General features: G+C 64.4%; 18 protein-coding genes. 7 read left to right on the top strand and 11 right to left on the bottom strand.

What is annotated here, in order from left to right; genetic code table 11:
* Nucleotides 1-42: 42 nt before the first annotated feature.
* The 4 genes from mdo to AC5WEY_RS10380 all read right to left on the bottom strand — a co-directional run bounded on the left by mdo (nucleotide 43) and on the right by AC5WEY_RS10380 (nucleotide 4,765).
* Nucleotides 43-1,314 (bottom strand): NDMA-dependent methanol dehydrogenase, encoded by a 1,272-nt coding sequence (gene mdo, locus AC5WEY_RS10395; RefSeq protein WP_032376592.1) that lies wholly within the window; start codon nucleotides 1,312-1,314, stop codon nucleotides 43-45.
* Nucleotides 1,315-1,511: 197 nt separating this feature from the next.
* Complete coding sequence (locus AC5WEY_RS10390; RefSeq protein WP_495645852.1) at nucleotides 1,512-2,744, bottom strand: MFS transporter; 1,233 nt, start codon at nucleotides 2,742-2,744, stop codon at nucleotides 1,512-1,514.
* Between the two features lie 75 nt (nucleotides 2,745-2,819).
* Nucleotides 2,820-3,596, bottom strand: a complete 777-nt coding sequence (locus AC5WEY_RS10385) for a glutamate racemase (RefSeq protein WP_495645851.1) — start codon at nucleotides 3,594-3,596, stop codon at nucleotides 2,820-2,822.
* Entirely contained in the window at nucleotides 3,593-4,765 is a 1,173-nt protein-coding gene (locus AC5WEY_RS10380) for a cystathionine gamma-synthase (protein WP_495645850.1), read from the bottom strand. The genes AC5WEY_RS10385 and AC5WEY_RS10380 overlap by 4 nt, the downstream gene beginning before the upstream one ends.
* An 81-nt stretch (nucleotides 4,766-4,846) precedes the next feature.
* Here AC5WEY_RS10380 and AC5WEY_RS10375 point away from each other — a divergent pair, with 81 nt between their 5' ends.
* Nucleotides 4,847-6,019, top strand: coding sequence for an acyl-CoA dehydrogenase family protein (locus tag AC5WEY_RS10375; protein ID WP_495645849.1), 1,173 nt, complete (start codon nucleotides 4,847-4,849; stop codon nucleotides 6,017-6,019).
* Between the two features lie 57 nt (nucleotides 6,020-6,076).
* Here the strand turns inward: AC5WEY_RS10375 and AC5WEY_RS10370 are convergent, their stop codons facing one another.
* Nucleotides 6,077-7,462, bottom strand: coding sequence for a cystathionine beta-synthase (locus AC5WEY_RS10370; protein ID WP_495645848.1), 1,386 nt, complete (start codon nucleotides 7,460-7,462; stop codon nucleotides 6,077-6,079).
* 95 nt (nucleotides 7,463-7,557) lie between these two features.
* Here AC5WEY_RS10370 and AC5WEY_RS10365 point away from each other — a divergent pair, with 95 nt between their 5' ends.
* Together AC5WEY_RS10365 and AC5WEY_RS10360 are read left to right on the top strand one after the other, a co-directional pair.
* Nucleotides 7,558-8,571 (top strand): SGNH/GDSL hydrolase family protein, encoded by a 1,014-nt coding sequence (locus tag AC5WEY_RS10365; protein WP_495645847.1) that lies wholly within the window; start codon nucleotides 7,558-7,560, stop codon nucleotides 8,569-8,571.
* 70 nt (nucleotides 8,572-8,641) lie between these two features.
* On the top strand, nucleotides 8,642-9,862 hold the full coding sequence (locus AC5WEY_RS10360; RefSeq protein ID WP_032376585.1) for an acetyl-CoA C-acetyltransferase: 1,221 nt from the start codon (nucleotides 8,642-8,644) through the stop codon (nucleotides 9,860-9,862).
* Between the two features lie 61 nt (nucleotides 9,863-9,923).
* On the opposite strand, the gene AC5WEY_RS10355 is transcribed toward AC5WEY_RS10360, so the two are convergent.
* Entirely contained in the window at nucleotides 9,924-10,772 is an 849-nt protein-coding gene (locus tag AC5WEY_RS10355; RefSeq protein ID WP_495645846.1) for a Bax inhibitor-1/YccA family protein, read from the bottom strand.
* A 198-nt stretch (nucleotides 10,773-10,970) separates the two neighbouring features.
* On the opposite strand from AC5WEY_RS10355, the gene AC5WEY_RS10350 reads away from it, so the two are divergent.
* On the top strand, nucleotides 10,971-11,396 hold the full coding sequence (locus AC5WEY_RS10350) for a hypothetical protein (RefSeq protein ID WP_057475725.1): 426 nt from the start codon (nucleotides 10,971-10,973) through the stop codon (nucleotides 11,394-11,396).
* Between the two features lie 3 nt (nucleotides 11,397-11,399).
* Here AC5WEY_RS10350 and AC5WEY_RS10345 read toward each other — a convergent pair whose 3' ends face one another.
* A complete protein-coding gene (locus AC5WEY_RS10345; protein ID WP_495645845.1) occupies nucleotides 11,400-12,527 on the bottom strand; it encodes a class I SAM-dependent methyltransferase in 1,128 nt (375 codons plus the stop codon).
* 141 nt (nucleotides 12,528-12,668) lie between these two features.
* Between AC5WEY_RS10345 and AC5WEY_RS10340 the strand changes: the two genes are divergently transcribed.
* Nucleotides 12,669-12,791 (top strand): hypothetical protein, encoded by a 123-nt coding sequence (locus tag AC5WEY_RS10340; protein ID WP_495645844.1) that lies wholly within the window; start codon nucleotides 12,669-12,671, stop codon nucleotides 12,789-12,791.
* Nucleotides 12,792-12,806: 15 nt separating this feature from the next.
* Here AC5WEY_RS10340 and AC5WEY_RS10335 read toward each other — a convergent pair whose 3' ends face one another.
* Genes AC5WEY_RS10335 through AC5WEY_RS10325 form a run of 3 tightly spaced genes read right to left on the bottom strand, consistent with a single transcriptional unit; the run spans nucleotide 12,807 to nucleotide 14,735 of the window.
* The gene (locus AC5WEY_RS10335; RefSeq protein ID WP_057475727.1) at nucleotides 12,807-13,331 is read right to left on the bottom strand and encodes a peroxiredoxin; all 525 of its coding nucleotides are present in this window, start codon (nucleotides 13,329-13,331) and stop codon (nucleotides 12,807-12,809) included.
* Between the two features lie 17 nt (nucleotides 13,332-13,348).
* On the bottom strand, nucleotides 13,349-14,116 hold the full coding sequence (locus AC5WEY_RS10330) for a tyrosine-protein phosphatase (RefSeq protein ID WP_495645843.1): 768 nt from the start codon (nucleotides 14,114-14,116) through the stop codon (nucleotides 13,349-13,351).
* A 46-nt stretch (nucleotides 14,117-14,162) separates the two neighbouring features.
* The gene (locus AC5WEY_RS10325; protein WP_495645842.1) at nucleotides 14,163-14,735 is read right to left on the bottom strand and encodes an antibiotic biosynthesis monooxygenase; all 573 of its coding nucleotides are present in this window, start codon (nucleotides 14,733-14,735) and stop codon (nucleotides 14,163-14,165) included.
* A gap of 170 nt (nucleotides 14,736-14,905) precedes the next feature.
* Here AC5WEY_RS10325 and AC5WEY_RS10320 point away from each other — a divergent pair, with 170 nt between their 5' ends.
* Complete coding sequence (locus tag AC5WEY_RS10320; RefSeq protein ID WP_057475730.1) at nucleotides 14,906-15,412, top strand: Lrp/AsnC family transcriptional regulator; 507 nt, start codon at nucleotides 14,906-14,908, stop codon at nucleotides 15,410-15,412.
* Nucleotides 15,409-16,554: an NAD(P)/FAD-dependent oxidoreductase gene (locus AC5WEY_RS10315; protein WP_495645841.1), complete on the top strand. Its 1,146-nt coding sequence runs from the start codon at nucleotides 15,409-15,411 to the stop codon at nucleotides 16,552-16,554. The genes AC5WEY_RS10320 and AC5WEY_RS10315 overlap by 4 nt, the downstream gene beginning before the upstream one ends.
* Before the next feature lie 67 nt (nucleotides 16,555-16,621).
* Here the strand turns inward: AC5WEY_RS10315 and AC5WEY_RS10310 are convergent, their stop codons facing one another.
* Complete coding sequence (locus tag AC5WEY_RS10310) at nucleotides 16,622-17,239, bottom strand: TetR/AcrR family transcriptional regulator (protein ID WP_495645840.1); 618 nt, start codon at nucleotides 17,237-17,239, stop codon at nucleotides 16,622-16,624.
* Nucleotides 17,240-17,337 lie beyond the last annotated feature (98 nt).

Genomic DNA, 17,337 nt, shown 5'->3' with positions numbered 1-17,337 from the left:
ACTTCGTACCCTGCTACGAAGTTCCGTTCACATGGGTGGCGGTTAGTACGACTCGTTGATCGCGTGTGAGACGACGGGAATCATCGACTCGACGGTGACCTCACGGGGGTTGCCCGGGGTGCACCAGTCTTCCTGAATGTGCTCGGAGATCTTCAGAACCGACTTCTCGTCGCCCTTGATCACGTCGCCCTTGCCCGCATACTTGCCGGTGTTCATCCGGTTCTTGTCGTATGTCGCGGAACGGATCGACCCGAAGTTGTCGGGAATGCCGACGTCCTTGGCAAGCCTGATGGCAGCTTCGACGGCGGCGTCGGCGGCCTGAACGGTGGTCATGTTCTTGGTGTCGACGCCCATGGCCACGGCGATCTCTGCGTAGCGCTCGTAGCGTGAGGGCAGGTTGTACTCCCACACGCGCGGCAGAGCGATGGCGTTGTTGAGGCCGTGAGCGCTGTCGTAGAACGCGCTGATCGCATGCGAGATCGAGTGAATGACACCGAGTCCGCCGGAGTTGAATGCCTGCGTGGCGATGTACTGGGCGTTCATCATGCCCTCGCGGGCCTTCAGGTTGCCCGGGTCGTACACGGCCTCACGAAGATGCTTGGACACCAAGCCGATCGAGTAGATCGCGTTACCCAGCGACGGTGCGAAGTCCAGACGCGAGACGTACGGCTCGGCACCGTGCGCGAGGACGTCGAAGCCACAGAACGCGGTCCACTGCTGGGGGCAGGTGTAGTAGAGCAGCGGATCGTCCAGTGCCAGAGTGGGGGTGGACGCCTCGTCGAAGGCGAGCCACTTGTGCGGCTTTTCCATGTCCGAGGTGTCGGTGATGACGTAGGCCCAGGACGTCTCCGAACCTGTTCCGGCAGTGGTGGATACGGCGATATGGGGTGGGTTCTGCTTGTTCGTCGACTTGGAGAAGCCCTCGAACTCGTTGATGTTGCGGCCGTCGTGGGCGACGACGACGCGGATACCCTTGGCTGCGTCGTGGCTCGAGCCACCACCGACGGAGATGACGCTGTCGCACTTCTCCTTCTGGTAGAGCGCGGCACCATCCATGACGTTGTAGTCCTTGGGGTTCGACTCGACCTTGTCGTAGAGAACCACCTCGACGCCCTGATACTCGATCTTGCCGATCAGTTCCTCGATGATGCCCGATCCGCGCAGACCGGTCGTGACGAGCAGTGATCGCTTGAACCCGAGTTCCTTGGCCTCGACACCGATCATGTCGTGGGCACCGACTCCCAGCTTGGCGCGCGGTAGCGGGTGAAACTCCTTGATGGGAAATTCCCAGATCTGATTGAGCTCGATAACCATCGGTGTCTCCTCGGTGAGTGTGGGTCGAAGACGCCTGTCTCTGTGATCGGCGTCTCACTGAAGACCACACTGTCCCCCCGACGGCGCGATGGGAACACCCAGCACCTCGAACCCTGCCAACGATCCCGGCGAACTACCCGATCGGGCAGGGCTGCTCGCTCATCCTCGGTAGGGGTCGCTCGACCGAGATTGCTGCACTAGCGATCTCGACGCCGAGCCACCGAGAATCCGAGAACGGAGATCATCGCGAGCGCGATGACGAACGCCCCGTACACCTCCACCGTCGTGCTGAGTCCCAAGCGGTGGACTGCCAGTCCGGCGACCACCGCGGGCACACTGAACGCGAGATAGCTGATGACGAAGGTCGTGGCGAAGACTCCGCCGCGCTGGGCGGCGGGAACGAGGGCACCCAGTGTGCGCATTGCACCGAGAAAGGTTGCTCCCCAGCCCGATCCAGCAATCACCGCCCCGACGAAGTACAACACGATCGAGCCGATCTGTACCGACACCAGAGTGAGTGCGACGCCGGCGGCCAGCACCGTCGCCCCGATCATCATCACCGAGCGAGGAAACCCGTTGCGCACCACAGCAGCTGCAATCGAACCGGAACCGAACAGTGCGAAGATCTCCAACCCGCCCACGATGTGATTGTCGATGCCGAAGACGGTGCCGATGATCGACGGACCGAGCGAGAGATGGAACCCGCCGAGCGACCAGGTCGCGAACAGAGCGGGAGCGATGAGGAGAAACGGTGCCCGGACGGACTTCGGAATCGACGCTCGCGGCAGCAGCGTCGACGCGAGGTGGCGACGGGAATCGAAGCCACGCATCGCAGACGTCTCCGGTACGAACAACAGCGCCACCGCAAGGACGAGCGCCGCGCCGATCAACAGGGCGAACACGAGGATTTCGGGTGCCGGTGCCAACTGCACCAGCAACCCGGCACCGAGCGCCCCGGACGCCAGGCCGAACGACGGGGCAACGCTGTTGAGCAAAGGACCGGTAGCTACGTTGGGTTGCAGATCGATGATGGCCGCACTCATCGCGCCCGTCGCCGCCCCTGCTGCGATTCCTTGCACGACGCGTGCCGCGATGAGGAGCGGCACGCTGTCGGCGACGATGAAGAGCACCAGGCTGACGACCAGCAACAGCAGCGACGCGACCAGAATCGGCTTGCGCCCGATGTGATCCGACAGGCTGCCGACGACGAGCAACGTGAGCAGCAGAGCCAGGGCATACACGGCGAAGATGACCGTGAGCGTGATCGCGCTGAATCCCCAGGACTGCTGGTAGACCGGATACAACGGGGACGGTGCCGCGGAGGACGCCATCAGCACGATGAAGGCAACGCCGACAACCCAGAAGGCGTACCGATGCGGCATCCTTGCCGCAGCCTTTCCGGCACTACCGCGCACGTCCACGTCGACCATGTGTTGTCCCTCCACCGCAGTGATCGTTACTTCAGTGAAGGACAACGCGTAGGAGGGTGTGGCATTCCCGAGGACTCAGAATCCGTGTACTGCTGCGCCGTCGACCAGCAGCTGTCCTTCGCGATAACGCAGAGCACTGTCGGGTAACTCACCCTCGACCCCACTGAGCCACACCGATACGCGACCGGTTCCGGAAGTCGCCGAACCGACCTCGTCGACCCGTCGGACGGTCTGGTTGGCCACGGCCTCGGCGCTGTCGAACATCGTCACCTCGGAGGGCAACTGCCCCGCGATCTCGTCGAGTACCAGCGGATAGTGCGTGCAACCCAGCACGACCGATTGGACGTCGTCGGGGGTGGCTGCCACGGCGGCGGTGATGGCGGCACCGATCCCACGCGCGTCACCGCGATCGATCGAGTCCGCCAGACCGTGGCACGCCACGGTCGTGACCCGTCGATGCGAGGCGAACTCCTCGATCAAACGCGCTTGATACGCGCTCGCGGTCGTTGCTGCCGTCGCCCAGATCGCAATCCGATCCGTTACCGCCGCAGCGGGTTTGATCGCCGGCACGGTCCCCACCACCGGCACGGAATCGCCCAGCGCGGCGCGAACGTGGCTCAGTGCCGTCACGCTGGCGGTATTGCACGGCAGCACCACAACCTCGGCACCGAGGTCGACGGCGTGCCGGGCCGTACCGACCACCCGATCGATGACCCAGCTGTCCGGCTTCGGCCCCCACGGGGCGTTGTCGGGGTCCATCATGAGCACCAGATCGAGCTCGGGACGCAGGCTGCGCAGCCGCGCAGCCGTCGGAAGCATTCCCAGCCCCGAGTCGATCAGTGCGACGATCATGCCAGCGCGTGCTCGACGTCACCGACCAGATCGGCACCGTCCTCGATGCCGACCGACAGCCGCACCAGGTCGTCGGGCACCTCGAGCAACGAACCGGCAGTCGATGCGTGAGTCATTGCACCGGGGTGTTCGATCAACGATTCCACGCCACCCAGAGACTCGGCGAGGGTGAAGATCTCGGTCTTCGCGCAGAAGTCGAGTGCAGCCTGCTTGCCGCCGGCCAGACGAACCGAGACCATCCCGCCGAAGCGTCGCATCTGCTTGGCAGCGACCGCGTGAGACGGGTGCGATTCGAGTCCGGGGTAGATGACCTGCGAGACAGCCGGGTGCCCGTCGAGGAATTCGACGATCTTCTCGGCGTTGTCGCTGTGCCGTTCCATCCGGAGGGCGAGGGTCTTGATGCCGCGCAGGGTCAGGAACGCGTCGAACGGTCCCGGAACTCCGCCCGCGCCGTTCTGCAGGAACGCGAATGCCGTATCGAGCTCTTCACTGTCGGTCACCAACGCGCCGCCGACGACATCGGAGTGTCCGCCGATGTATTTGGTGGTCGAATGCAGCACCACATCCGCACCGAGCGACAGGGGCTGCTGCAGATAGGGCGAGGCGAACGTGTTGTCGACGACGATCTTGGCCCCACCCTCGTGGGCAACACCCGCGAGGGCCTCGATGTCTCCGACGTTGAGCAACGGGTTGGTGGGCGTCTCGACCCAGACGAGCTTCGTGTTCGGACGCATCGCCGCGCGAACCTCGTCGACGTCCGACACCGCGGCCACCGAGTACTCGATGCCCCACTGGGTGAAGACCTTGTCGATCAAGCGATACGTGCCGCCGTAGGCATCGTTGGGGATGACGAGATGGTCACCCGGACGCAGCGCCGAACGCAGCAGGCAGTCCGTCGCCGCCATGCCCGAGGAAAATGCGCGGCCGTAAGTGCCGGATTCGATGGCCGCGAGGTTGGCTTCGAGCGGCCGACGCGTCGGGTTGCCGGTGCGTGCGTACTCGAATCCGCTGCGCATGCCGCCGACGCCGTCCTGCGCGAAGGTGGAGCTGGCATAGATCGGCACGTTCACTGCACCGGTCAGCGGATCCGGCTCGTAGCCGGCGTGGACCGCCTTGGTGGAAAAGCCCTGCCAGGAGGTGTTGTCTGCCTTGCTGCGCTGCTCACTCATGGCCTCCACACTAATCGGCCTGCTGCGCCCGGCGGGGGCGTGGGTAACCTGCGAAGACAACCCCCAGCGGAAAGAGGCACCGTGGCCAACTCCCAGAGCGTCGACGAACTGTTCGCGATCGATTCACTCCTCGACGACGAGGAACGCCAGATCCGGGACACCGTGCGCAAGTTCGGCAACGAGCGCATCCGTCCGCACATCGCCGACTGGTTCGAAGAGGGCACGGTGCCGGCTCGTGAACTGGCCAAGGAACTGGGCTCGCTCGGCCTGCTCGGCATGCACCTCGAGGGCTACGGTTGCGCCGGAACATCCGCGACGGCATACGGCCTGGCCTGCCTCGAACTCGAAGCCATCGACTCCGGCATCCGTTCACTGGTGTCGGTGCAGGGCTCGTTGGCGATGTTCGCCATCTGGAAGTACGGCTCCGAAGAGCAGAAGCAGCAATGGCTCCCGGGAATGGCCGAGGGGTCGCTGATCGGCTGCTTCGGACTCACCGAGGCCGACTACGGGTCCAACCCCGGCGGCATGCTCACTCGTGCCAAGCGCGACGGTGACGACTGGATCCTCAACGGCAGCAAGATGTGGATCACCAACGGACCGGTCGCCGACGTCGCCGTCGTATGGGCCCAGACCGACGACAAGGTCCGGGGTTTCGTCGTACCGACCGACACGCCGGGATTCACCGCCAACACGGTCAAGAAGAAGCTCTCGCTGCGTGCCTCGGTCACGGGCGAGTTGGTGTTCGACGACATCCGACTCCCTGCCGACGCGATGCTGCCCGAGGCCCGCGGCCTGAGCGGGCCGTTGAGCTGCCTCAACGAGGCACGCTTCGGCATCATTTTCGGCGCGATGGGTGCCGCTCGCGACTGCCTGGAAGCCGCAGTCGAGTACTCGCAGACCCGAAACATCTTCGACAAGCCGTTGGCCGGTTATCAGCTGACGCAGGCGAAGATAGCGAACATGGCGCTGGAACTCGGTAAGGGCGAGTTGCTCGCAATCCACCTCGGCCGGTTGAAAGATGCGGGCGAGTTGAAGCCCGAGCAGGTGAGCATCGGCAAGCTGAACAACGTCCGCGAAGCCATCGACATTGCCCGTGAATGCCGAACGATATTGGCAGCCAACGGAATCACGCTCGAATACCCGGCGCTGCGACACGCCAACAACCTCGAATCCGTGCTGACCTACGAGGGCACGTCCGAGGTCCACCAATTGATCGTCGGAAAGGCATTGACCGGAATCGACGCATTCCGCTAAGGCATCATTGTCGTGCGCGTTTTGCATTCTTCTGGGTACGCAAAACGCGCACGACGGTCAGGCGCCCTTGCTGAGGAACCCGAGCAGATCGTGGCGAGTGATGACGCCGACGGGCTTGCCTTCTTCGACCACCATCAGCGCATCGGACTCACCGAGTGCCTTGGTGGCGTCGGAGACGGTTTCCCCGGCACCGATCAGGGGGAACGGCTCACTCATGTGCTTGGCGACCGGATCGGCCAGCGCGGCGCGACCCTCGAAGACGGCGCTGAGCAGATCCCGCTCGGTGACGCTGCCGGCAACCTCGCCTGCCATGACGGGCGGCTCGGCTCCGACGACCGGCATTTGGGAAACGCCGTACTCGCGCAGGATCTCGATGGCGTCACGCACGGTCTCGGACGGGTGGGTGTGCACCAGATCCGGCAGGGCACCGGACTTTCCGCGCAACACCTCGCCGACCGACGTCTCGTGGGTCTTGCCGTCCAACCGCGAACGCAGGAATCCGTACGACGACATCCACGAGTCGTTGAAGATCTTCGCCAGGTAGCCGCGGCCACCGTCGGGAAGCAACACGACGACCAAGGCGTCGGGACCTTCGCGCTCGGCAACCTGGATTGCGGCAACGGCGGCCATACCGCACGAGCCGCCGACCAGCAGGCCTTCCTCGCGGGCGAGGCGACGGGTCATGTCGAAGGAGTCGTTGTCGGACACGGCGATGATCTCGTCCGGGATGGACGGGTCGTAGGCGCTGGGCCAGAAGTCCTCGCCGACACCTTCGACGAGGTACGGACGACCCGTGCCGCCGGAGTAGACCGAGCCCTCGGGGTCGACGCCGATGACCTTGACCTTCCCGCCGGAGACCTCCTTGAGGTACTTGCCGGTGCCGGAAATGGTGCCGCCGGTGCCGACGCCTGCGACGAAGTGCGTGATCTTGCCGTCGGTGTCGGCCCAGATCTCGGGACCGGTGGTCTCGTAATGGCTGGCCGGGCCGGCCGGGTTGGCGTACTGGTTGGGCTTCCACGCTCCGTCGATCTCGCGAACGAGTCGATCGGAGACGCTGTAGTAGCTGTTGGGGTCCTCGGGCGCGACAGCCGTCGGGCAGACGACGACCTCTGCTCCGTAGGCGCGCAGCACGTTGCGCTTGTCCTCACCGACCTTGTCGGGGCACACGAACACACACTTGTAGCCGCGCTGCTGTGCGACGAGCGCGAGACCGACGCCGGTGTTTCCGGACGTGGGCTCGACGATGGTGCCGCCGGGCTTCAATTCGCCGGACGCCTCGGCCGCGTCGATCATCTTCACGGCGATGCGGTCCTTGGACGAACCACCCGGGTTGAGGTATTCGATCTTGGCCGCGACCGTGCCTGCCCCGTCGCCGATGACGGAGGACAACTTCACCAACGGGGTGTTGCCGATGAGTTCGGTGATGTGCTGTGCGATGCGCATTGCACCATCTTCCCAGATGCAGCTATTCGACTCTCGGCCACCGCTACGGACACCCGCATACGATGGTGTGAGGGCACGACGAGAGGGATCGATCTGTGACGGCGAGCGGATGGCGCACCGCTGCGAAAGCGAGCGCCGCGACGGTACTTGCGGGCTCCGGAGCAGGGACTGCGTCCTGGGCGGCCTATCGACATCTCATGGGGCAGGCCGCTGCGGCACGCGGCGTCATCGGCCGCAACATAGCCAAGCCGCCCGAGGCCGACGGGGTCTACACCGCTGGTTGCGCGGCCCCCGAACGGTGGCGACTGGGAAGTTCAGCAGATATTCACCTGATGATCTTCGGCGACTCCACGGCCGCGGGCGTCGGCTGCACCGTCGCCGACGAGGTTCCCGGCGTTCTGCTGGCACGCGGCTTGGCCGAGGAAACGGGACAACGAATCCGTTTGAGCACCAAGGCGATTGCGGGTGCCACCTCCAAGGGGCTCGAAGGTCAGGTCGACGCCATGTTCGTGGCAGGCCCACCGCCCGATGCCGCAGTGATCTTCATCGGCGCGAACGACGTGACCAAGAAATTCTCCGTTCCCGCATCGGCGGCCAGACTGGGCGACGCGGTCGAGCGGTTGACGGCCAAGGGCTGTGTGGTGGCAGTGGGCACGTGCCCCGATCTCGGTGTCGTGACGGCCATTCCGCAGCCGCTGCGCACCGTCGTCCGCAATTGGGGTCGCCGCCTGGCACACGCCCAGACGGCCAGGACGCTCGGTGCCGGTGGGCATCCCGTCGCGCTGGCAGACCTGCTCGCGCCGGAATTTCTCGCCGCCCCCGACACGATGTTCTCGGCGGACCGCTTTCACCCCTCGGCCGCGGGCTACGAACTCGCCGCCCAGCAGATTCTGCCGGTACTCGCGTCCGCGTTGGGCGTGTGGCATGGCGGTCCTCTGCCCGAGCTTCCGACGGTCTCGGCCGCCGCCGAGTCACGTAAGGCCATCCCCCGCGCCACGGCCGCACTCGACCGATTCCTGCGGAGAAGAACCGCTGAGCTCGACGCCGAGATCAGTACTGCGTCGGACGATCTCGTACGTCGTGCCGGCGGTGGATCGGCGGGGTTGTAAGTTCGATCGGGAGACATCGCCTACCCGGCGGTACACGGTAGTTCCGCAGTATCGATCAGAAGGAGATCACATGCCAGAGGCAGTCATCGTCGCCACCGCGCGCTCACCGATCGGCAGGGCGATGAAGGGGTCGCTCAAGGACATTCGTCCCGACGACCTCACCGCACAGATGGTCGCCGCTGCGCTGGCCAAGGTGCCCTCGCTCGACCCGAAGGACATCGACGACCTGCTCCTGGGCTGCGGTCTGCCCGGTGGCATGCAGGGCAACAACCTTGCGCGCATCGTCGCGGTTCAGCTCGGCTACGACTCGCTCCCCGGAACGACGATCACGCGTTACTGCTCTTCCTCGCTGCAGACCACCCGGATGGCCCTGCACGCGATCAAGGCAGGCGAGGGTGACGTGTTCATCTCCGCCGGTGTCGAGAGCGTGTCCAGCTTCATCCACGGCAGCTCCGACTCGCTGCCCGAGAGCCACAACCCGATCTTCGCCGACGCCGAAGCGCGCACCAAGAAGGCACAGGAAGAGGGTGCCGACAGCTGGACCGACCCCCGTGAGAACGGCGAACTCCCCGACGCATACATCGCGATGGGACAGACCGCCGAGAACGTCGCCCTACTCACGGGCATCACCCGCGAGGATCAGGACCACTGGGGCGTCCGCAGCCAGAACCGCGCCGAAGAGGCCATCAACGCCGGCTTCTTCGAGCGGGAGATCACCCCGGTGACCCTGCCCGACGGCACCGTCGTCAACACCGACGACGGCCCTCGCGCCGGTACCACCTACGAAAAGATCAGCCAGCTCAAGCCGGTATTCCGGCCGAACGGCACCATCACCGCCGGTAACGCGTGCCCGCTCAACGACGGCGCAGCAGCGCTCGTCATCATGAGTGATACCAAGGCCAAGGAGCTGGGTCTGACCCCGTTGGCTCGCATCGTCTCCACCGGCGTCACCGGCACGTCCCCCGAGATCATGGGCCTCGGCCCGATCGAGGCCACCCGCAAGGCGCTGAAGATCGCGGGCATGTCGATCTCCGACATCGACCTGTTCGAGATCAACGAGGCCTTCGCTGTTCAGGTCCTCGGCTCGGCCCGCGACCTCGGCATCGAGGAGGACAAGCTCAACGTCTCCGGCGGTGCCATCGCGATCGGCCACCCGTTCGGTATGACCGGGGCCCGCATCACCACCACGCTGCTGAACAACTTGACCACACAGGACAAGACGTTCGGCGTCGAGACCATGTGCGTCGGCGGCGGCATGGGCATGGCCATGGTGCTGGAACGCCTGAGCTGACCCCTGGCAACGCAAAAGCCCCGCCCTCCTCGAAGGAGTGGCGGGGCTTTTCGCGTAGGTACTAGTCGTTCTGGAAGTAGCTCAGCAGACGCAGGATCTCGACGTACAGCCAGACCAGGGTGATGGTCAGACCCAGGGCGACGCCCCACGCTGCCTTCTCCGGTGCCTGCGCACGGATCAGCTGATCGGCCTGGTCGAAGTCCAGCAGGAAGCTGAATGCCGCGATGCCGATGCAGACGAGGCTGAAGATGATGGCGATGGGTCCACCGTCACGCAGTCCGAAGCCACCGTCCATGAAGAAACTGGCCACCAAGTTACCGAGCATGAGAACGACGACACCGATGAGCGCACCGACGATCATGCGGGTCAGACGCGGGGTGACGCGGATCGCGCCGGTCTTGTACACGATCAGCATGCCGAAGAACACACCGAAGGTTCCGAGAATGGCCTGGCCGATGAGGCCCGATCCACCACTCATACCGAAGATGTCGCCGGTGAACACCAGCGACAGCGCACCGAGGAACACACCTTCGGCGGCGGCGTAAGCAAGAACGATGAACTTGTTGTCCATCTTCCGCCCGAAGGTGGCGAACATGACCAGGCCGAAGCCGATCAGCCCGCCGGCAATCAGCAGAGCCGGTGCGGCCGAAGGATTGGCGGATGCGTACAGGTACGAGATGATCGCCGTCACGCTCAGCACACCGAGGGTGATGCCGGTCTTGGTGACGACGTCGTCGATCGTCATGGCCCGCTGTGCGGGCTGCGTGGTGTACGGATCGGCCTGCGTTCCGGGATGCTGGCCGAAGGTCGCGGCCTGCGAGGCTCCAGCCGTCGCAGATCCGAATGTGGCGTAGCCGCCGCCCTGCTGCTTGGGCAAGTTGCGGAACACCGGGTTGCTGGAGGTGCGCACCGTGTCTCTTCCCTTCGTAAGTTCTGATCCCCATCCGGGGATCTCCCCGTCGGTCATCAGTAGAACGTCTGACATCCGGACAAAAGTTCCCGAGCGGGGAACATCTACGACGGACAAAACGGACTCTACCGGCTACACCCTCGACACGCGGCGACGACCGCGTGTGTGACACCGAATCGAAACGGGCACTATGAGGAAATGGCAATCGAAGACGGACCCGACCAGACCTTGGACCCCAGTGAAAGCGTCGACTCCGACGAGGTGCGCAACGACGACGGCGACACCGTGGTCGATCCCCCGGACCACTGGAGCGAGGCCAACAGCTTCGGCACCACAGCCCGTGAGGCCGCCGAGGGCGAGAGCCTGGACCTCAAGCTCAGCGAGGAAGAACCCGACATCGCGGTCGAAGAGGAACTCGACCGCCCCATCACCGAGACCCCCGACGACGAGTTGACCGAGGAACTGGTCGATCACGTGATCGAGGAATCCGACGAGGATCCCGACATCGACTATGCGGAAGGCCAGCGTCAGGCCGAGATCGTCGAAGGCACTCTCGTCGAGGACCGCGGACGCAACCGCGGCCAGATCGACGGAACCCCCGAAGACGGCGGCCCGGTCACCTGATCGCTACCGTTGCTCGCTCGGCCGTACCGAGCGGGCAACGGTGAATTTTCCGTTGCGTCCCATCAGATCGGTCGGCCCCACCGCATCGGCCAGTTCACGCCGATAGTTCAGGTGGGTGTTGAACACCGTCCACATCTGCCCGCCCGGCCGGAGTACCCGCCCGGCTGCTGCGAAGAGCTTGCTCGCTCCGCCCGTGTGCACCGCGGCACCCTCGTGAAACGGCGGATTGCACACCACCAGATCGACCGAATCAGGTTCGAAGGTGGACATCGCATCGTCCGCGATCACCGCCACCTGCGTCCCGTTCGCCTCCGCCGTTGCCGCTGCCGACGCGATCGCTGCCGCCGAACGGTCGGTGGCGATCACCTCGAGATCGGGCCTCGTCCGAGCCAGCTCTGCTGCGAGAATTCCAGTGCCGCAACCCAAATCGACGGCAGTACGAGCTCGCGGCAGCATCTTCGGGACGAACTCGAGCAGAAACCGGGTACCGATGTCCAGGCCCGCCCCCGCAAACACAGCGCCATGAGCCACGACCGTCATGTCGATATCCGCGAGACGTTTGCTCACCGGGTACGTCATGCCCGACGCCACCGCCCCGGTCGCGGTGAGCACTCGCGCTTTCTGCCGTCCGCGGCCGGCCGTGACGGTCGCGAAGGACCGTCGCAGCACGTCGTTCATGGCGGGGGTCATGTGTTTGTCTCGCCCACCTGCCAACACCACCACGTCCGTGGTGGCGTGCGCGGCGATGTGCTCGGCGATCTCGGTGAGCTCGGCCAGCCCTCGCGGCAGCTGCATCAGCACTGTGCCAACGCCGTCGAGCAGTTCGGCACCGAGTTCGTGCTGGGTGTACGAGCCGCTCAGGGCAACTCGCGCAGCGTTGAGTTCGAGCGCCCGAACGCCGGTGACGGCGTCCTGATGGACCCGCACATCAGTGAAGCCAAGCGCCACGGCACCCAACGTGAGTGCACCGTAACGATCGCCGATCACCGCGATCGGTGCCGTTCTGTCGACTCCCGCACGCTCGTCGACGGTGTCGAGTACAAGGCGGTCCGCGGCATCGACGGCATGGAGGTTGGGTGCCTCGGCGTCGGGCTCACGGCGCAAGGCGTCGAACAGAGTTTCATCGGGCACCCGAGCAGTATCCCACCCGGCGTAGGCGCGCCCTGATTCCTTGTGCGCGTTTTGCGTACCTACAGCTACGCAAAACGCGCACGACCGGCCCTGTCCGCGCGGCGAGTGGCTATTGCGGTCGACTAGGGGCATGCTCGGGGAATGGAACACAAGGACAAGAACGAGGCACTCTTCAGCCATCCCGACGATGCCTCGACCGACGCGCACGCCGAATCGTCCAAGCCTGCCGTCTACACCGCCCTGTTCAGCGGTGCCAACGAGTAACGACGCCCTTCGGCGTCACGACAGATAACGCAGGTATTCCAGGGCCTTGGTCGCATGCACGTGACCACGTTCGCTCTGCACGACCATCCGCACCACACGGTGCCGATCGATGACGAATGTCGTCCGCTTCACGGACAGTAACTGCCGCAGATACCCACGGTCGGCCGCATGAGCCCGGCCGCGTTCGAGCTCACGAAGCCGACGCCGCCGGGTGAACCACCCACCTCGCCGCACTCCGAACTGTTCGGCAACCCCGCCGTCGGAATCGGACAGCAATGGAAAGTCGAACGATCTCTGCAGAGCGAAATGCTGATTCTTGTCGCGGGTGTCGGTGCTGATCCCGACTCGCTGCGCACCGAATCTGCTGAATTCTGTTCCGAGGTCCCGGAAATGGCAGGCCTCGGCGGTGCAGATCGGACTGTTGGCCGCCGGATAGAAGAACAGCACCACCGGGCCCGATGCCGTCAGCTCGGAGAGAGCACGGTGTTCACCCGAATGATCCGGAAGCTCGAAATCCGGTGCCGTCTGTCCGATTCGCATGACGCAGAGGGTACCGCTCAGTCCTGTACCAATTCGGCGACAAGTCGTCCTCGCAGGTGTTCGTCGATACCCAGGTGACTCAGATACCCCTCGAAAGACCCGTGATTGGACGTCACAGCCTGCATTCCGCGCTCCAGGTAGGACGCTCGGACTCCCAGCAACGCCGTCCCGGGCACGTCGGCGTCATCGATACCCGCCCACGTCCGCCGCACATGGGCGAGCAACGGCTCCACTGCAGCATTGCTGGCGAGGTAATCGTTGAGGATCTCGTCCTCGCTCACTCCGACGGCCCGCAGCACAGTCGCGACCGTCCACCCGCCCCGATCCTTACCTGCGGCGCAGTGCACCAGAACCCCGCCCCGTCCGGCGGCAACAGCCTCGACCACATGCTTGATCGCGTGCGCTGCCCCGGGTAACACCGGATACGTTGCGTACGAGCGGTGCAGGTAGTCGACCTGACTCTGTTCGTCGTGGATAGGGGCCTGGTGCGGAGCGCGGTCACCGGTGTCGTCGCGGAACGGCATCGAGATCGACTGCACACCGTCCGGAACTCTGTCGACACCACTTCGTACGATCTCGGAATTACCGCGAAGGTCGAACACGGTGCGTATGCCCAGATCGAGGACGGCTCGTTGTCCACTCTCGGTGAGAGCACTCAATTCCGATGCGCGATAGAACTTTCCGGGCCGGATCTTCGAGCCGTCGACAGTGCGGACACCGCCGAGGTCTCGAAAGTTCCAGGCCCCGTCGAGCGCGAACTGGTTGTGCACACGGGCGTCGGGCATGATCTCGACTGTATAGAACCGAGGCTGCGAACAAACGCAGCTGGGCTCAGGCGCGGGGAACCAGCCACTTCCGCAGCCGGGAGGTGACGAACGGCATCACCACGTACACCATCAACGGTGTGCACATCATCACCACGACCGCCGTTCGCAGGGCCACGTTCAACCCCGTCAAATGCGGGGTCAGGACGATGTTGACCAACAAGCTGACGGCATAGAACGCCACACCGATCGAGATCGCCTGCTTCCAGCGGGGCGGCGGACCACCGATCACTCGAACTGCGTCGGTCAGATTGGACTGCGGCTCGAACCATCCCTCCACGCCGGAAAGCCGATGTGTTGCAACGTCGTCGGCGATAGGGCGACCGCTGCTGAGCCAACGGCGTCGAGAGTCCGAGTGCAGCCAAACGTCGAGGTGGTCGTGGGTCTCGAACCGGTACACCACGTGGTAGTCGTTGGATCCGCCGGAACTGCGCAGCCAGCCACCACCGAGGAAGCCGGGGAAAGTTCGGACGAGATCGATACCGCGATCGGTCCATTCGACGAAATCTGCTTCGTATCCCTCGCGAACGCGCCGCGCGACCGAGGTGGTGACGTGATCGAGCGTGTCCGTCGTGGTCATACGGTACCCCTTCTGCACGTGTTAGTCTCGGCTTGTCTGTTCTACACAGAGTGCGGGTCAGTGGACCAGCTTTCAAATCAGAGACACAAATGTAGATGTATGGCTCATATACATGCCTCCTATGGCATTCTGTCCATGAAGACCTCCCATGGACGACCTGGAGTGGACGGATGGCAGAGACCGAGTACGAGCTCGACGACGTGGATCGGCGCATCGTCACCGAACTGAGCCGCGACGGCCGAATGTCCATGCGCGCCTTGGCCGAGGCAACCCACATCTCCCGTGCCCACGCCTATGTGCGCGTCGACCGCCTCCTCGACGAGGGCGTCATCGAGGGGTTCACCGCACGCATCGACTACGAGAAGGCCGGAGTCGGCGCATCCGCCTATGTGGCTCTGTCCATTCGGCAGGATTCGTGGCGTGCCGTGGCCGACGACCTGAGTACCTATCCGTTCGTCGAGCACGTCAGCTTGATGGGTGGTGATTTCGATGCGCTCGTTCTGGTCCGCGCTCCCGACACATCGGCGCTCCGACATTTGGTGCTCGACAAGTTGCAGGGACTGGACGGCATACTGTCGACGCGAACCTGGCTGATCTTCGACGAGGCGGTCGGCCCCGGCGCTCAATGGACCTCCGAGCCGAAAATCAACCAGCCGAAGAACGGGAGAACTCGATGAGCACGTCTGCTCACGACACGCCTACCACCGATGTACTGGTTGTCGGCGGCGGAATCGGGGGTGTCTCGCTCGGATACGAACTCGCGATCGATCACCGAGTCACCCTGCTCGAGCGCGAGGACACTCTGGCCTTCCATACCACCGGACGCTCGGCTGCTCTGTTTCTGGAAACCTACGGCAACAACACGATTCGCGCTCTCACGACGGCCAGCCGTGACTTCCTGGAGAATCCGCCGGAGCACTTTCGATCCGAACTGCTCGCCCCGCGCCCCCTGCTGCAGTTCGCGTCCACCGGACGAGGCGACGCGCTCGAGGCGATGTACGCCGACGTCAGCCGATTGACACCCGACGCACAACTGGTCTCACCTACTGACGCGCGCACGTTCTTTCCGCCGCTGCGCCCCGAACTGATCGATTGCGCTCTGTACGAGCCGCATTCGATGGAAGTCGACGTGCATGCACTGCATCAGGGCTACGTGCGGGGACTCCGCGATCGAGGTGGGCGTGTCCACACCGGGACCGAGGTGAGGTCGCTGAGGCGCATCGACGGCCTGTGGCACGCGCACACCACCGACGGGTCTGTCCACACTGCTCCACTCGTCGTCGACGCCGCGGGCGCATGGGCGGATGTCCTCGGAGCGATGGCGGGTGCCGAGCCCATCGGACTCGTGCCGATGCGTCGTTCGGTGTTCATGGTGGCTGCACCGGACGGTCTCGATACCGCACACCTGGCGACCTTGAGCGACATCGACGAGAAGTTCTACATCAAACCTGAAGGCGCACAACTACTGTGCTCGCCTGCGGACGAGACGCCCACCGAACCGAGCGATGCACGCCCGGACGAGTTGGAGATCGCCCGGGCGTTCGACGACATTGCCGAGGCGACCACGTTGACGGCGCGGCACGTGCGGTCGTCCTGGGCCGGCTTGCGCAGCTTCGTGCCCGACCGAACGCCGGTCGTCGGATTCGATCCGAACATCGAGGGTTTCTTCTGGTGTGCCGGTCAGGGTGGGTACGGAATTCAGACGTGCGCGGCACTGGCCCGAGTGGGGGCTGCACTGCTTCGTCGAGAACCTCTGCCTGTCGATGTGACCGAGCGCGGACTACGGGCAGCCGACCTGGATCCGCAGCGCTTCCGGTGAGAGGCGCTGCGCGCCACGTGCACGAAAACTCGACCCCTGCTACGAAGTTCCATTCACAACGACACGCTCAGCCGGCCACGACGCGGCGTAGATCGTTCACCGTGGTTCGATAGATGTCCACCAGGTCGGCGTCCTGCCCGCCGTCGACGCGCTCGGCCCAGTCGTCGAATGCGATTCGCATGGCCATCCCGGACCCCTCGACCAGTAGCCTTGCGTAGGAACGTGATTCGTGGCCACCGATCTTGGCGGCCACAGAATCGGTGACGCGGCACAGCGTCATGGCGTCGGCCGCGAAAGCGGCGGCCCGCAGATGGTCGTCACGACCGATCAACCGCCGAGTACGCAGAAGACGATCCCTCGCCTCGTAGGGTGCAGCGGAAAATTGTTCGACGGATCGCTCGTAGAGTGCTTCGATCGCTGTGAGGGTGACGCCTTCCGGTGCCGTCGACGCCAGCCAGGCGTCGAAGTCGAGCTCGAACTCCGGGGCGAGGCCGAGAACGGATTCCTCCTTGGACGCAAAACTACGAAAGAACGTGCTCGGCGATACACCGGCCCGGCGTGCGATCTGGTCGACTGTCGTCGCAGCGCAGCCCTGCGTCTCGAACAGATCGAGCGCGGCACGGGTGATCTCGAGAAGGGTTTCGCGACGACGTCGCTCTCGCAGATCCGGTACTCGATCGCTCATCGTCCTCCGTTCATCGGTCACTCGCCCATTCTGCTGTCAACATACCAGTGATTTTCAAGTTGACAGTGACTGTCAGAATGGTTCAAGCTGTCTTGGTA

It is taken from the genome of Rhodococcoides sp. S146-33 (assembly GCF_059489205.1).
The sequence above is the reverse complement of the archived record's forward strand: the minus strand, read 5'-3'. Positions and strand labels throughout refer to the sequence as shown.

Excerpts from the sequence above, each read along its gene's own strand:
- AC5WEY_RS10330 (WP_495645843.1), bottom strand. The coding sequence starts at position 14,116 with ATGCCCGACGCCCGTGTGCACAACCAGTTCGCGCTCGACGGGGCCTGG.
- AC5WEY_RS10325 (WP_495645842.1), bottom strand. The coding sequence starts at position 14,735 with ATGACCACGACGGACACGCTCGATCACGTCACCACCTCGGTCGCGCGG.
- AC5WEY_RS10390 (WP_495645852.1), bottom strand. The coding sequence starts at position 2,744 with ATGGTCGACGTGGACGTGCGCGGTAGTGCCGGAAAGGCTGCGGCAAGG.
- AC5WEY_RS10310 (WP_495645840.1), bottom strand. The coding sequence starts at position 17,239 with ATGAGCGATCGAGTACCGGATCTGCGAGAGCGACGTCGTCGCGAAACC.
- mdo (WP_032376592.1), bottom strand. The coding sequence starts at position 1,314 with ATGGTTATCGAGCTCAATCAGATCTGGGAATTTCCCATCAAGGAGTTT.
- AC5WEY_RS10340 (WP_495645844.1), top strand. The coding sequence starts at position 12,669 with ATGGAACACAAGGACAAGAACGAGGCACTCTTCAGCCATCCCGACGAT.
- AC5WEY_RS10335 (WP_057475727.1), bottom strand. The coding sequence starts at position 13,331 with ATGCGAATCGGACAGACGGCACCGGATTTCGAGCTTCCGGATCATTCG.
- AC5WEY_RS10315 (WP_495645841.1), top strand. The coding sequence starts at position 15,409 with ATGAGCACGTCTGCTCACGACACGCCTACCACCGATGTACTGGTTGTC.
- AC5WEY_RS10380 (WP_495645850.1), bottom strand. The coding sequence starts at position 4,765 with ATGAGTGAGCAGCGCAGCAAGGCAGACAACACCTCCTGGCAGGGCTTT.
- AC5WEY_RS10360 (WP_032376585.1), top strand. The coding sequence starts at position 8,642 with ATGCCAGAGGCAGTCATCGTCGCCACCGCGCGCTCACCGATCGGCAGG.
- AC5WEY_RS10385 (WP_495645851.1), bottom strand. The coding sequence starts at position 3,596 with ATGATCGTCGCACTGATCGACTCGGGGCTGGGAATGCTTCCGACGGCT.
- AC5WEY_RS10370 (WP_495645848.1), bottom strand. The coding sequence starts at position 7,462 with ATGCGCATCGCACAGCACATCACCGAACTCATCGGCAACACCCCGTTG.
- AC5WEY_RS10320 (WP_057475730.1), top strand. The coding sequence starts at position 14,906 with ATGGCAGAGACCGAGTACGAGCTCGACGACGTGGATCGGCGCATCGTC.
- AC5WEY_RS10350 (WP_057475725.1), top strand. The coding sequence starts at position 10,971 with ATGGCAATCGAAGACGGACCCGACCAGACCTTGGACCCCAGTGAAAGC.